This window comes from Ruegeria sp. YTSA075, from assembly GCF_059610245.1.
In genome coordinates, this window is the sequence record NZ_JBXWNG010000001.1 from 391,418 (window position 1) to 405,118 (window position 13,701).

The 13,701-nt window shown below is 59.1% G+C and carries 16 protein-coding genes; 11 read left to right on the forward strand and 5 right to left on the reverse strand.

What is annotated here, in order from left to right; genetic code table 11:
• The first annotated feature begins 140 nt into the window (after window positions 1-140).
• From AC2FGE_RS02040 to AC2FGE_RS02050, 3 genes are all read left to right on the forward strand, one after another.
• The gene (locus AC2FGE_RS02040; RefSeq protein WP_496817728.1) at window positions 141-1,232 is read left to right on the forward strand and encodes an anhydro-N-acetylmuramic acid kinase; all 1,092 of its coding nucleotides are present in this window, start codon (window positions 141-143) and stop codon (window positions 1,230-1,232) included.
• An 80-nt stretch (window positions 1,233-1,312) separates the two neighbouring features.
• On the forward strand, window positions 1,313-1,603 hold the full coding sequence (locus AC2FGE_RS02045) for a hypothetical protein (RefSeq protein WP_496817512.1): 291 nt from the start codon (window positions 1,313-1,315) through the stop codon (window positions 1,601-1,603).
• A gap of 9 nt (window positions 1,604-1,612) precedes the next feature.
• Window positions 1,613-2,074 (forward strand): hypothetical protein, encoded by a 462-nt coding sequence (locus tag AC2FGE_RS02050; protein WP_496817513.1) that lies wholly within the window; start codon window positions 1,613-1,615, stop codon window positions 2,072-2,074.
• Between the two features lie 65 nt (window positions 2,075-2,139).
• On the opposite strand, the gene AC2FGE_RS02055 is transcribed toward AC2FGE_RS02050, so the two are convergent.
• Together AC2FGE_RS02055 and AC2FGE_RS02060 are read right to left on the reverse strand one after the other, a co-directional pair.
• Window positions 2,140-3,030, reverse strand: coding sequence for a fatty acid desaturase (locus AC2FGE_RS02055; RefSeq protein ID WP_496817514.1), 891 nt, complete (start codon window positions 3,028-3,030; stop codon window positions 2,140-2,142).
• 4 nt (window positions 3,031-3,034) lie between these two features.
• Window positions 3,035-3,454 (reverse strand): cupin domain-containing protein, encoded by a 420-nt coding sequence (locus AC2FGE_RS02060; RefSeq protein WP_496817729.1) that lies wholly within the window; start codon window positions 3,452-3,454, stop codon window positions 3,035-3,037.
• 86 nt (window positions 3,455-3,540) lie between these two features.
• Between AC2FGE_RS02060 and AC2FGE_RS02065 the strand changes: the two genes are divergently transcribed.
• The 6 genes from AC2FGE_RS02065 (at window position 3,541) to AC2FGE_RS02090 (ending at window position 9,068) form a co-directional block, all read left to right on the forward strand.
• The gene (locus tag AC2FGE_RS02065) at window positions 3,541-4,959 is read left to right on the forward strand and encodes a protein adenylyltransferase SelO (protein ID WP_496817515.1); all 1,419 of its coding nucleotides are present in this window, start codon (window positions 3,541-3,543) and stop codon (window positions 4,957-4,959) included.
• Between the two features lie 76 nt (window positions 4,960-5,035).
• Window positions 5,036-5,740 (forward strand): endonuclease/exonuclease/phosphatase family protein, encoded by a 705-nt coding sequence (locus AC2FGE_RS02070; protein WP_496817516.1) that lies wholly within the window; start codon window positions 5,036-5,038, stop codon window positions 5,738-5,740.
• A gap of 84 nt (window positions 5,741-5,824) precedes the next feature.
• Entirely contained in the window at window positions 5,825-6,238 is a 414-nt protein-coding gene (locus tag AC2FGE_RS02075; RefSeq protein WP_496817517.1) for a Fur family transcriptional regulator, read from the forward strand.
• A 137-nt stretch (window positions 6,239-6,375) separates the two neighbouring features.
• Window positions 6,376-7,254 carry a DMT family transporter gene (locus AC2FGE_RS02080; protein ID WP_496817518.1) on the forward strand — a complete coding sequence of 293 codons (879 nt, stop codon included), beginning with the start codon at window positions 6,376-6,378 and terminating at the stop codon, window positions 7,252-7,254.
• A 137-nt stretch (window positions 7,255-7,391) separates the two neighbouring features.
• The gene (gene eno / locus AC2FGE_RS02085) at window positions 7,392-8,669 is read left to right on the forward strand and encodes a phosphopyruvate hydratase (RefSeq protein WP_496817519.1); all 1,278 of its coding nucleotides are present in this window, start codon (window positions 7,392-7,394) and stop codon (window positions 8,667-8,669) included.
• A gap of 72 nt (window positions 8,670-8,741) precedes the next feature.
• Window positions 8,742-9,068, forward strand: coding sequence for a hypothetical protein (locus tag AC2FGE_RS02090; RefSeq protein ID WP_496817520.1), 327 nt, complete (start codon window positions 8,742-8,744; stop codon window positions 9,066-9,068).
• A gap of 12 nt (window positions 9,069-9,080) precedes the next feature.
• Here AC2FGE_RS02090 and AC2FGE_RS02095 read toward each other — a convergent pair whose 3' ends face one another.
• The 3 genes from AC2FGE_RS02095 to mazG form a co-directional block, all read right to left on the reverse strand.
• A complete protein-coding gene (locus tag AC2FGE_RS02095) occupies window positions 9,081-9,530 on the reverse strand; it encodes a GNAT family N-acetyltransferase (protein ID WP_496817521.1) in 450 nt (149 codons plus the stop codon).
• On the reverse strand, window positions 9,527-10,465 hold the full coding sequence (locus AC2FGE_RS02100) for a nucleoside hydrolase (RefSeq protein WP_496817522.1): 939 nt from the start codon (window positions 10,463-10,465) through the stop codon (window positions 9,527-9,529). The genes AC2FGE_RS02095 and AC2FGE_RS02100 overlap by 4 nt, the downstream gene beginning before the upstream one ends.
• 64 nt (window positions 10,466-10,529) lie before the next feature.
• Window positions 10,530-11,396, reverse strand: coding sequence for a nucleoside triphosphate pyrophosphohydrolase (gene mazG, locus AC2FGE_RS02105; RefSeq protein ID WP_496817730.1), 867 nt, complete (start codon window positions 11,394-11,396; stop codon window positions 10,530-10,532).
• Between the two features lie 66 nt (window positions 11,397-11,462).
• On the opposite strand from mazG, the gene AC2FGE_RS02110 reads away from it, so the two are divergent.
• Both AC2FGE_RS02110 and speB read left to right on the forward strand, forming a co-directional pair.
• Window positions 11,463-12,626, forward strand: a complete 1,164-nt coding sequence (locus AC2FGE_RS02110; protein WP_496817523.1) for a M20 aminoacylase family protein — start codon at window positions 11,463-11,465, stop codon at window positions 12,624-12,626.
• Between the two features lie 37 nt (window positions 12,627-12,663).
• Entirely contained in the window at window positions 12,664-13,638 is a 975-nt protein-coding gene (speB, locus tag AC2FGE_RS02115; protein ID WP_496817524.1) for an agmatinase, read from the forward strand.
• Window positions 13,639-13,701: the final 63 nt, after the last annotated feature.

A 13,701-nucleotide genomic window follows, 5' to 3' on the forward strand; every position in this document is an offset into this window, starting at 1 on the left:
AGGTCGCGCAGGGCGAAAAACGCTGTCAGCACGGGTATTCACCTTGCCTTGGGTTTCGAAAAGCGGGCAGTGTCGCTGCAGCATCTAACCCTTGGGCAGGAGAGCAGCAGGTGCGCCGAACCATAAGAACAAACGAACCGATCCGCGCGCTGGGTGCGATGTCGGGCACCTCGCTGGATGGGGTGGATACGGCGGTTGTCGAAACGGATGGGCACAGGATCTTTGGGTTCGGTGAAAGCGGCTATCGCGCCTATTCCGAGGCGGAGCGCGCGGTGTTGCGGGCCGCGCTGGGCAAGTGGCATGGCACCGAGGTCGATGCAGCGGCTGAACTGGTGACAGTGGCCCATGCCGAGGCGCTGGCTGAGTTCGATGAGATTGATCTGATCGGTGTGCACGGCCAGACCCTAGCGCATGAACCGCGCGGACGTGGTACGCTTCAGGTGGGCGATGGGCTTGGGTTGGCACAGGCGCTGGGCGTTCCGGTGGTCTGGGATTTCCGCAGTGATGATGTGTCGATGGGGGGGGAGGGTGCGCCACTTGCCCCATTCTATCACTTTGCCTGTGCCAAATGGATCGGTGCGAATGCGCCCCTGTGTTTCCTCAACCTCGGGGGCGTGGGTAATTTGACCTACGTGGACCCCAGTTTTGACGGTCCCGAGATGCCGGGCGCATTGCTGGCCTTTGATACCGGGCCTGCCAATGCGCCCGTCGATGATCTGATGCAGGCGCGACTGGGCCTGCCGATGGATCGGGACGGGGCGCTGGCACGAGAGGGTATTGTTGAAAATGGCGCACTGGAATTGTTTCTGGATGAGCCGTTCTTTAGCAAAATGCCGCCGAAATCGCTGGATCGGAATGACTTTGCCGAGATGATCGGACTGGTTCAGGAGCTCAGCGACGCTGACGCAGTGGCGACTTTGACTGGTATGTGTGCTGCTGGGGTGGTTCAGGGGATGGATCATTGCCCCAAACCTCCGACACTGCTGCTGGTTACCGGCGGTGGACGGCACAATCCGGTTTTGATGGAGATGCTGCGGGTTGCGCTCGATTGCCCGGTCGAACCGGTCGAAGCAGTGGGCCTGGATGGCGATATGTTAGAAGCGCAGGCCTTCGCCTATCTTGCGGTACGGGTCGCGCGCGGTTTGCCGACCTCATGCCCGGGAACAACGGGGGTTCCAGCTTTGGTGGGTGGTGGCGTTGTCAGCACGGTCTCGGTCCGAAGCGCCGGTTGAGACATGATCGGAAAACAGTTCAAAAAAACAACTCATTGTGCGACGGTTGGGTGGGACCCATGCAATGAAGGTAAGCTAGAATGGCCACAAAAGCCGAGCTTGAAGCCGAACTGGATACGCTGCGAAAACGCAATATTGAGTTGGAGGCAAAGACCGGATCAGCCCCGGAACCCGAAGATCAGAGCGAACCGGTCAAAACATCGGATGAAATCCGCACATTGCTGGCCGATCACGGGATTGATCTGAGTAAGGCGCAATCGCTGGGCGAGGATGTGGTCGAGGAGTTCGGGCGCCTGCAGAAAGACTATCCGCTCACGGCTCTGTTGATTGCCTTTTCGCTGGGCTATGTGGTCGGACGGGCACAGGGTTAGGAGGGCGCGATGAGCAGATTGAGCAGAAATCTGGTGACGATCTACCGAATCGAACATCTGATCGCGCGTCGCCGTCTGGCTGTTATGCGTCAACAGACTATTTTGATGGTTCTGGCGGGAATATCTGCCTTATCTGCCCTTGTTTTGTTGGATTTTGCTCTGTTTCTGGCCTTGAAAGATGTGATGTCGCCTGCAGCCGCAGCCGCGGTGCTGTCGTTGGGCAATCTTGCACTGGCTGGCTTGCTTGTCCTGATCGCGCGGCGGTCGAATGTCGAAGACGAGGTCGCGCCTGCGGTAGAAGTTCGGGATATGGCGATAGCGGATATCGAGGATGAGTTAGAGGAACTGGCGACCGAGGCGCGTGACGTCGTGCGTGCGGTGAAGGGCATCGGGGCTAATCCTCTCGGGTCGCTCACTGCGGTGCTGGTGCCTCTGATCAGCTTGTTGGTGAAAGCTCGGAACAAGGATTAGGGGGCTCTGCCCCCGGTCGCTGCGCGCCTCCCCCGGGATATTTGTGGCCAGATGAAGATTGGATCCTAGGCGTTGAGGTTGCGGACGTAGTCCTTGGTGAATTCGGTATAGCCGTTTGACGTGGATTTCAGATGGGTTTGGGTCCAGTCGTGGAACGCGGGAAGCTGGTGGAAGGGCACATTTGGAAAGGCGTGATGTTCCGCGTGATAGGGCATGTTCCAGGCCAGAAACCGGATGATCCGGTTGGTGAATGTGGTGCGCGAGTTTTCAAGCATGTTGGCCACGGGCGGGCAGAGGCCGTGTTCGGCCAGCAGATAGAGGCGCAGCGCAGGCTGGCAGATCAGCACCGGTAAAACCCAGAGCCAGAACAGGATTGGCGTGAAGAACAGGCTGAGTATTGCCAGCGCATAGAGTCCCAGCAGAGTGCGGGCCTCGGTGCGGATCGCGCCATGTTGGCGTGCCGGCAGATAGGGGGCGTCGATCATCCCCAATGCATTGCGCAGCAGTGTTTTGATCATCCCGGACCAATAGGGCCAGCCGCTGAGGTAGAGCAGCAGGCTGGTCCAATCTTCGGGGCGGGGTTGGCCTGCCAATTCGGGGTCATTTTCGGGGTGATTGGTCCATTTATGATGCGCCAGATGAAAATATCGAAACCATGTGAAGGGCAGAATGATCGGCAGCGAGACCAGATGCCCAACGGCTTCATTAATCCAGCCGGATTTGAACGGAGTTTTGTGGGTGCATTCGTGGCTGAGCGTGAAGAGGAACACCAGCAGCAGCCCCTGAGGGATCAACAGGAGCGGCCAGAGTGGGACCTGCGCTGCGATGCCGACAGAGCTTGCCCCTAGCAAGGCGACAAAAAGTGCCAGGTGCCGCAGCCCGGCGCGGTCAGACCTTTGTTGCAGTTGCTCTTTGGTCTGGGTCGGGATCGCTGCGATCAGGGCGCGGTGGTCCATCAGTTCACGCCTTTGGAATGTCGAACCCGGGTGCGGCCAGTTCGAAGCCTTCAAACTGGAACCCCGGGGAAACGGTACAGCTGACCAATGTGTAATCGCCCGTGCTGCGGGCGGCTTGCCAATGGTCTTTGGGCACGATCAATTGCGGCGCACCCGCGTTCAGGTCAGGGGTCAGCAGGTGATCGGTGGCCGGGCCCTGATCTGTTGCGCTGAGCGACAGGATCAGCGGGGAACCAGAGTGATAAAGCCAGATTTCGGTTGCGTCGACGCGGTGCCAATGGCTGCTCTCACCCGCTTGCAGCAGGAAATAAATGCAGGTGCCTGTGGCGCGGCCGGGATTATCGGCGCGCCATGTTTCCCTGAACCAGCCCCCTTCGGGATGGCGTTGCAGCTTCAGGTGGGTGATGATCTTGTCGGCGGTCATGATATCCTCGGCGTTGCTGCGGAGATTATGCACGGGCGAGTGCGATCTGCTATGGCAATTGTCGGCGCAGCTCATATGTTTGCGACATGACCCTGACGATCCCGTTTGACAACAGCTACGCCCGTTTGCCCGATACGTTCTTTGCCCGGCAAGCGCCTGTACCCGTGCAGGCACCAAAGTTGATTGTGTTCAACGAAGATCTGGCGCGGCTGCTGCAAATTTCGCCCGGCGAAGCACAGGAGATGGCCGAAGCCTTTGCCGGGAACACGCTGCCAGAAGGGGCGGAGCCGCTGGCGCAGCTCTACTCAGGGCATCAATTTGGCACCTATAACCCGCAATTGGGCGATGGGCGCGCCGTGTTGCTGGGTGAGACCATCGGGGCCGATAGCGTGCGACGGGATATCCAACTCAAGGGCTCGGGGCCCACTCCGTTTTCGCGACGGGGGGACGGGCGCGCCTGGCTGGGGCCGGTTCTGCGTGAATATGTGGTGTCCGAGGCGATGCATGCGTTGGGCGTGCCAACCACCCGGGCACTGGCGGCCGTGGAAACAGGAGAGCCTGTTTATCGCGAAGCGGCAATGCCGGGTGCGGTGTTGACCCGCGTGGCGCGCAGCCATCTGCGGGTGGGCACGTTTCAGGTGTTTGCGGCGCGCGGGCAGTTCGACAATCTGCGGCGACTGACCGACTACGCCATCGAACGCCACTACCCACAGGCGGACGGGCCAATGGGCCTGCTGCGCGGGGTGCGCGATGCGCAGGCGCGGCTGATTGCGCAGTGGATGAGCGTTGGGTTCATTCACGGGGTGATGAATACCGACAACTCCTCGATTGCGGGTGAGACCATCGATTATGGCCCCTGCGCATTTATGGACAGCTATCACCCGAATACCGTCTACAGTTCGATCGACCGCATGGGACGCTATGCCTATTCCAACCAACCCGATATTGCCGTGTGGAACTTGGCGCAGTTGGCGACCGCTCTGATCCAGCAGATGGAGGACAAAGAGGCCGCCGTGGAAGAGGCGACCGAGATTGTGCATGCGATGCCCGATCTGTTGCAGGAGCAATGGTTGATGCGGTTCCGCGCAAAGATCGGTCTGGCGCGCGCGGAAGAGGGGGATCAGGACCTGATCTCAGACCTGTTGAAACGTATGGCTGAAAACCAGGCGGATTTCACCAATACGTTCCGTACTTTGACGGGCAATGCTGCACGGGACCAGTTCACCGATCCGAGCGCCTTTGACAGCTGGGCTGAAGCGTGGACCGCGCGCCTAGCTAGGGAAGACGACCCACAGGCGGTTATGACCGCCGCGAACCCCGCCTTCATCCCGCGTAATCACCGCGTCGAGCAGATGATCGAGGCCGCTGTACAGGGCGATTACGCCCTGTTCCATCGACTGAACACAGTTCTGGCGCAACCCTATGAGGATCAGCCCGAGGCGGCAGACCTGACGTGGCCCCCAACGTCCAATGAGGTTGTGCAGGCGACGTTTTGTGGGACATGAACGGCGCGGGCTTGTCTCACGCCAGACTATTCCGGTACATAAAATGACCGTTGGCTCAACAGTTTAGACTGCGATCATGACTTCAGCCCAGACCCTGCGTCTTGCCAGTTACAATATCCAGAAATGCGTCGGGCTGGATTTCCGGCGTCAGCCGCAACGGATCATGCAGGTCTTGGACGGGATGCAGGCGGATATCGTTGTGCTGCAGGAGGCCGACAAGCGCCTGCCACCGCGTCCGGCCGCGTTGCCGCATTTCATGCTGGATGAGGCGGGTTGGCAGATCGTTGACCTGGGCGGGGCGGGCAGCCTGGGTTGGCATGGCAACGCAGTGATCTGGCGGGGCGATCAGATTTCGGTTCGCACAACGGGTCATCATGAATTGCCGGGGTTCGAACCGCGCGGTGCTGTTCGGGTCGAGTTCGACACGCAGATCGGGCCGCTACGGGTGATGGGCGTGCATTTGGGGTTGCTGCCAGCGTCCCGGCGTCAGCAGATTACGCATATCCGACGGTGTGATGACGGGCTGGATCAAATGCCTACCGTCTGGGCCGGGGATTTCAACGAATGGTCGCGCCAACCCGTGTTGGACAATCTGGTACCCGAGATGCGGTTTTTACCGCCGGTCGCAAGCTTCCCAGCGGCACAACCGCTGGGCGCGCTGGATCGGATCGCCTTGGGGCAGGGGATCACGGCACTGGATCACGGGGCTCATCAGGACCGTCCAGCCCATATCGCCTCGGATCATTTGCCTATCTGGGCAGATTTGCAGCGCGCGGGATGATCTCGGCCTAAGGCGTCGAATCCCTGTAGCGCCGGGCGTTCAGACCGGTTATGACAGCAACCCAAGAAGCGGCTGAGGGGCATCATGTCGGATACGATTATCTCGCGTTGCGAGGCCAAGGGCCTGCGCATGACGGGCCAGCGACGCATCATCGCGCAGGTGCTGGAACAAAGCGCCGATCATCCTGATGTGGAAGAGTTGTATGCCCGTGCCTCGGCACTGGATTCCGGTATTTCGATCGCCACGGTATACCGCACCGTCAAGCTGTTTGAAGAAGCGGGGATTCTCGAACGGCTTGAGTTCGGTGACGGGCGCGCCCGCTATGAAGATGCCGAGCGTGATCACCATGATCATCTGATCGACATGCAATCGGGCGAGGTGATTGAATTTGTCGATCCCGAGATCGAGATACTGCAGGAAAAAATCGCTGCCAAGCTGGGTTACAAGCTGAAAGGCCATCGGCTTGAGCTGTACGGTGTGCCGTTGAACAAAGACTGACATATCACGAAACGCGATTGGTCGGCGCACGGGAATTCATTGAACATTGCCGCAATTGTTGTTGCGACGTTGCGGGCGTTTGGGTTTTGGTGACCAATGGGCCAGCAAGGTAGTGGTCCGTTCCAGTGGAAACGCGCATGAACAACATAAACGGCATCTTGCTGCTTGTCGGTTCGATGGCAGCTTTTGCGATCGAAGACATGTTTATCAAACACCTGTCAGCCACCGTGCCGACGGGGCAGATTCTGGTTGCGCTGGGCGTTGTCTGTGGTTTTAGCTTTGCCATTTTGTCGGTCGTAACGCGCAAGCGGATCTTTGACCCGGCGGCGTGGACGCTATTGCCGCTGGCGCGGGCCGCATGTGAAGGGCTGGGCGCGGTGTTGTTCGTGACGGCGCTGTCCCTGATCGATCTGTCCACTGTTGCAGCGGTGTTTCAGGCGCTGCCCCTGGCGGTGACGATGGGGGCTGCGCTGTTTCTGGGCGAACAGGTGGGTTGGCGGCGCTGGAGCGCCATTGGCGTCGGTTTTGTCGGCGTTCTAATGATCATCCGCCCGGGGCTGGAGGGGTTCCAGCCCGAAACCCTGCTGGTTGTTGCAACTGTCTTTCTGATTGCCGCGCGTGATCTGATCACCCGCAGGCTGGACGTTCGTGTCGCCTCGACCGTGGTTGCGATGCAGGCCTATTTCGCTGCCATCATTGCCGGTGCCGTGTTGATGCTGACCACAGGGCAAACCTATGCTCCGGTGCAATCGGCTCAGGTTTTGCCGTACGTGGCCGCCTTTGTGTTCAGCATGTCGGGGTATTACGGCATCGTGGCAGCGATGCGTGTGGGTGAGGCGTCGGCCATGATGCCTTTCCGCTATACCCGTCTTGTGTTCTCGATGATCGCAGGCAGTTTGATGTTCAGCGAGCGCCCGGATGCACTGACACTGGCAGGGGCTACGTTGATCATCGGCTCGGGCCTTTACACCTTTGTCCGCGAACGCAGATTGGCGCGCCAGATGGTTCCGGCCTGATTGCTGTTGGCGCAAACAGTGAATTGTTAGCCCTAAAGGCCAGAAAATATGAGTGTTAGCGGTAACGTGCCCGGTTTACTTTTTGCTGGTTGCTGCTATGAGGCGTGCAACTGATTTCAGCCACAGGGACGGGCCTCATGAGCACCATCATCGACATCCATGCACGTGAAATTCTGGACAGCCGGGGTAACCCGACGGTCGAAGTGGACGTGATTCTGGAAGACGGCACCATGGGCCGTGCGGCAGTCCCTTCGGGCGCATCGACTGGAGCTTATGAGGCGGTCGAAAAGCGTGACGGCGACAAGGCGCGCTACATGGGCAAGGGTGTGCTGGAAGCCGTCGCTGCGGTGAACGGTGAAATCGCAGAAGAACTGGTTGGGTTTGACGCGACCGAACAGGTGGCCATCGACCAGGCGATGATCGAGTTGGACGGGACGGAAAACAAAGGCCGTCTGGGCGCAAACGCGATACTGGGTGTCTCGCTGGCGACCGCGAAGGCCGCAGCGGATTTCACCACACAGCCCCTGTACCGCTATGTCGGCGGCACCTCGGCGCGCGTGCTGCCGGTGCCGATGATGAACATCATCAATGGCGGCGAACATGCCGATAACCCAATCGATATTCAGGAATTCATGATCATGCCGACCTCGGCCACGAATATCCGCGAGGCGGTGCGCATGGGCTCCGAGGTGTTCCACACACTGAAGAAAGAGCTGTCGTCGGCGGGTCTGGCCACGGGTGTGGGTGATGAGGGCGGTTTTGCCCCAAACATCGCATCCACCCGCGAAGCCTTGGATTTCATCCTGAAATCCATTGAAAAGGCGGGGTATAAGCCGGGTGAGGAAATCCATCTGGCACTGGATTGCGCGGCAACTGAATACTTCAAAGACGGCAAATATGTTCTGGCGGGCGAGGGCACGACCCTGACATCCGAGGAAAACGCGGCCTATCTGGCGGCGCTGGTCGATGACTATCCGATCATTTCAATCGAAGACGGCATGTCCGAGGATGACTGGGACGGCTGGAAGGCGCTGACCGATGCCATCGGTGACAAGGTGCAATTGGTGGGTGACGACCTGTTCGTGACCAACCCGGCTCGTCTGGCCGAAGGGATCGAGCGCGGCTGTGCGAACTCGATGCTGGTCAAGGTGAACCAGATCGGGTCGCTGACCGAAACGCTGCGCGCCGTCGATATGGCCCACCGCGCGCGGTTCACCAACGTGATGTCGCACCGCTCGGGCGAAACCGAGGACGCCACGATTGCCGATCTGGCAGTTGCAACGAATTGCGGTCAGATCAAAACCGGCTCGTTGGCGCGGTCTGACCGGTTGGCGAAGTATAACCAACTAATCCGCATCGAGGAATCGCTGGGCGAGGTCGCGGAATACGCGGGTGCATCGATCATGAAACGGTAACCGAATTCGAGTTGCAAACAGTTAGGCCCGGTTGTCTTATGATGACCGGGCTTTTCTTTTTCAGAGGTTTAAATGAGCATTCTTATCCGGACCGCATGCGCTTGCGCACTTATTTGGTCGCCCCTGACTTTGGCCGCGCAACCGACGGCTCAGTCCGTCTGCCAAAAGATGCAAGACGAAGGGCGAAATGGGCCATTTTCGCTGGAGGATTGCAAATGCACCTATCACGTGGCCGATACAGTTCTGGATGATGACATCAAGGCGCTGGTGATCGAAGCCTGGGATACCGGAAACGGCACCTGGGACAGGATTGAACAATTGCCGAACCCGCGGCGGGTCGAACGGCAATTGCTCAAGATGGAGCGGTCGATGAAAAAGACCTGCGGCTTGTTGCGATAGGGGTTTTGCCCGTTACATCACCTTGCTCATCAGCATGTAGCGTTCTCGCGCTTTGAAACCGGTGCGCAGATACAGTTTTTGCGCAGCCTCATTCGTGCGGTCGACTTCAAGATGCAGCGCGGTCAGGCCGGCCTCGGCCAGGGCTTTGGGCAGTTCCAGCAGAACTTCGGTTGCGATGCCCCGGCCACGAACGGCAGGGCGGATATAGATCTCATCGACAAACGCATCCATGCCGCCAAATTCGACCGACCAACCGAAGGTGAGGATGACATAGCCCAATGGCGCGCGGCCCGGGCCGATCAGATACACGCATCCATGTGGAATGCCCTCAAGCAACGGGGTTAGCGCAGTGCGACGTTTTTGGTCGTCCTGTTCAATACCCTCTTCGCTATGGAAGGCCGAAACCAGAGACATCAGGCGATCCAGATCCTCGGGGCGGGCCAGGCGGAGAGCGGCGGTCATAAGCGGGCCAGCCTTTCGGTCAGAAGGGTGAAAAAGCCATGCGCATCCACGTCGCCCATGAACATGGCGTTTGGTGCGCGGTCGGTTACGCCCCACCAGTCCGCAACAGTCATGCCCAAAGTCAGTTCTGATTGGGTTTCGATCTCAACATTGATGTGACGGCCCGAGAACAGTTCGGGGCGGATAAGGTAGGCAGTCACGCAGGGGTCGTGCAGCGGCGCACCTTCTGACCCGTATTTTTCCTTGTCGAACCGTTCGAAGAAATCGGTCATTTCGGCAACCGCATGGCCAACCTGGCTGCCGAGCGCGCGGAACGCATCGTTGCGATGGGGTGTGACCAGTGCATCATGGGTGACATCCAGCGGCATCACAACAATATGAACGCCAGATTTAAACACGATATCAGCGGCTTCTGGATCGACATAAATGTTAAATTCGGCAGCTGGTGTTATGTTCCCAACTTCAAAATACGCGCCGCCCATCAGGACGATCTCTTGCACCCGGTCAGTGATATCGGGTGCTTTCTGGAACGCTGTGGCGATATTGGTCAGTGGCCCCAACGGGCAGAGCGTTACCGTGCCCGGTTCTTGCGTGCGTAGAGTGTCGATGATGAAATCCACCCCGTGGCCCTGGGTCAGAGGCATCTGCGGGTCAGGTAAAACAGGGCCGTCCAGCCCGGTTTTGCCGTGGACATGTTCTGCTGTGACCAGCGGGCGTTTCAGTGGGCGCTCACACCCGGCATAAACCGGAATATCCGTGCGCCCCACCAGCTCACACACGATGCGGGCGTTCTTGGCGGTCAGTTCTAGCGGGACGTTTCCGGCAACGGCGGTGATGCCCAGAACCTCGATCTCCTCCGGGCTGGCCAGTGCCAGCAGGATGGCGACGGCGTCGTCCTGTCCGGGGTCCGTGTCGATGATGATCTTGCGGGGCATAGGTGTCTCCGGGGGCCGTGAAAGGTTGGACAGTGTCAAGTGTCGGGGCGCTTGTCCAGATGAATTAGGTTCTGCCACGGGCGGTGCTGGGGACCTCTGGCAGAACTTTGCCGTTGGCGCGATGCTCTTCGGTTTTCACCTCATCCCAAAGGGCGTCCATCTCGGCCAGATCGCTTTGCGCGGGGGTTTTGCCACGGGTCGCCAACCGTTCTTCGACCTGACCGAAACGTCGGGTGAATTTGGCATTGGTGCGACGCAGGGCAGTTTCAGCCTCAATGCCCAGATGGCGGCCCAGATTCACCATGACGAACAGCAAATCGCCAAACTCATCCTCAAGCGCGTCCGCATCCATGCTGTCGCGCGCCTCTTCCAGTTCGGCGGCCTCTTCGGTGATCTTGGCCAGCACATGGCTGGCATCGGGCCAGTCGAAACCCACGCGGGCGGCGCGCTTTTGCAGTTTCTGGGCACGCAGAAGGGCGGGCAGGTTGGCGGCGACACCGTCCAGCGCGCCTTTCTGTTCCTTGCCTGCGCGCTCTGCGGCTTTGATCGTCTCCCAATCCCTGGTCTGCTGGTCTGCGGACTTGTCGCGCGATTCGTCGCCAAACACATGCGGATGACGGGCGACCATCTTGTCGGACATGGTGCGAACCACGTCCTGAAAGCTAAAATGCCCAGCCTCTTCAGCCATTTGCGCGTGAAAGACAGATTGGAACAGCAGGTCGCCCAGCTCACCCTTCAGCTCATCATAGGCTTTGCGTTCGATGGCGTCGGCGACCTCATATGCCTCTTCGATCGTGTAGGGGGCGATGGTCGAAAAATCCTGTTCGATGTCCCAGGGGCAGCCGGTTTGCGGATCGCGCAGGCGGCGCATGATTTCCAGCAGACGCTCGATCCCCGCATCGCTGTTATGGATCAGAGGATTTTCAGCCATTGCGAACCCTTTCGTTCCGGTGTCAGATGCATCCATCCCGCAGTCCCGATCAGGAGTCCACCCCAGATGCCCGTCGTCAACCGCATTGCCGATTTCGCCGCCGATATGGCCACGTGGCGCCAGCATTTGCACACGATCCCTGAACTGGAGTTTGAATGCTATGAGACAGCCGCTTTTGTGGCCGAGCGTCTGCGCGAGTTCGGCGTCGATGAGTTGCATGAAGGGATCGCCAAGACCGGCATGGTGGCGATCATCAACGGGCAGGGGGACGGGCCAACCATCGGCTTGCGCGCGGATATGGACGCTCTGCCAATCCCCGAGGAAACGGGGGTTGAATACGCCTCGAAAAACCCCGGAAAGATGCATGCCTGCGGCCATGACGGGCACACGACAATGCTACTGGGGGCCGCGCGCTATCTGGCCGAAACACGGAATTTCGCAGGCCGTGTAGCGCTGATCTTTCAACCGGCCGAGGAAGAGGGCGGCGGCGCCGATGTGATGGTGCAGGAGGGCATCATGGATCGGTTCGATATTTCTCAGGTCTACGGCATCCACAACGATCCGGGAAACCCAGAAGGCGCATTTTACACCACGGCCGGGCCAATCATGGCCGCGGTCGATACGTTTGAGATTCATGTACAGGGCGTTGGTGGCCACGGGGCCTTGCCGCATCAGACCAAGGACCCGGTGATGGCGGCCTGTGGGATCGCACAGGCGATCCAGACCATCGTCAGCCGAAACCACTACGCGGTCGAGGATCTGGTGGTCTCGGTCACACAGATCCATGCCGGAACCGTAAACAACGTAATCCCGGATACCGCCTATCTGAATGGCACGGTCCGCACCTTTGACGCGTCGGTGCAGAAGATGGTGATGGAGCGAATGGAGCAGATCGTGGCGGGGCAGGCGGCCTCTTACGGGGTTGAGGCGACGCTCGACTATCAGATTGGCTATCCGGCAACGATCAACGACGCCAAAAAGGTCGCTTTCGCTGCGGATGTCGCGCGCGAAGTGTCGGGTGATGACCGGGTTGTGGACACGATGGGCCGCGACATGGGGGCCGAGGATTTCTCGTACATGTTACAGGCCCGTCCCGGGGCCTATCTGTTTTTAGGGCAGGGTGAGGGTGCCGGGCTGCATCATCCGAAATACAACTTCAACGACGATATCGCGCCGGTTGGGGCCTCGTTCTTTGCTCGGATCGTGGAAAGGGCGCAGCCGCTCAGTTGAACAGGCTGGGTTAGGGAAATGGTAGGTGGGTACTGAAATGGCACTGGAAGATTCAAAAAACTATGTGGATGAGGCGTTTACGAACCCTGAGCTGAAAGGGGTTTCGCACGAGAATACGTTCGGGGGTGCAACCTCATTTCTGCGCCGTCTCTACAGCAAGGACCTGAGCGGTGTGGACATTGCCGTGACCGGTGTGCCGTTTGATCAGGCGGTGACGAACCGTCCGGGAACCCGTCTGGGCCCGCGCGCGATCCGCGAGGCCAGCACGCTGCAATCGCCGGATGAGCCATATGGGTGGCCCTTTAGCCCGCTTAGCGAGCTTGCGATTGTCGACTATGGCGACATGGCATTTGATTATGCCAATATCCCGGCCTTTCCCGATACTCTGACGGATCATATCCGCACCATTCTTGTGGCTGATGTGGCTTCGGTCGCGCTAGGCGGGGACCACTATATCAGCTTTCCGATCCTGAAAGCCTATGCCGAGAAGTATGGGCCGATGTCGCTGCTTCAATTCGATGCGCATACGGATACCTGGCCCGATGACAACATGGATCGCGTGGATCATGGCACGATGTTCTACAAGGCGGTGAAATCCGGGATTGTAGACCCTAAGCGCTCGGTCCAGGTGGGAATTCGCACCACGAATGAAGATACGCTGGGCGTTAACATCATCGACGCGCGCGAGGTCTATGAATCCGGTCCTGCCGCCGTGGCACAAAAAATCAAGGGTATCCTTGGCAACAGCCCGGTGTATCTGAGCTTTGATATCGATGGTCTGGACCCGGCTTTTGCCCCCGGCACCGGGACACCGGTCTGGGGCGGGCTGAGCTCGATCCAGGCGCAGATTATCCTGCGTGATATCGCGGGGATCAACATCAAGGGCGGGGATGTGGTCGAGGTCTCTCCACCCTATGACACATCCGGCGCCACAGCGATCGCTGGGGCCCATGTAGCGACGCAGATCATTTGTCTGCTGGGCTGGAACAGGTTGATGGCTGAGAAAAAGTAAACGGGCATCGGCGCGCGTTAACTGATGATTAGCCATGCTTCCTGTATGTGCTGAATCAAGTAC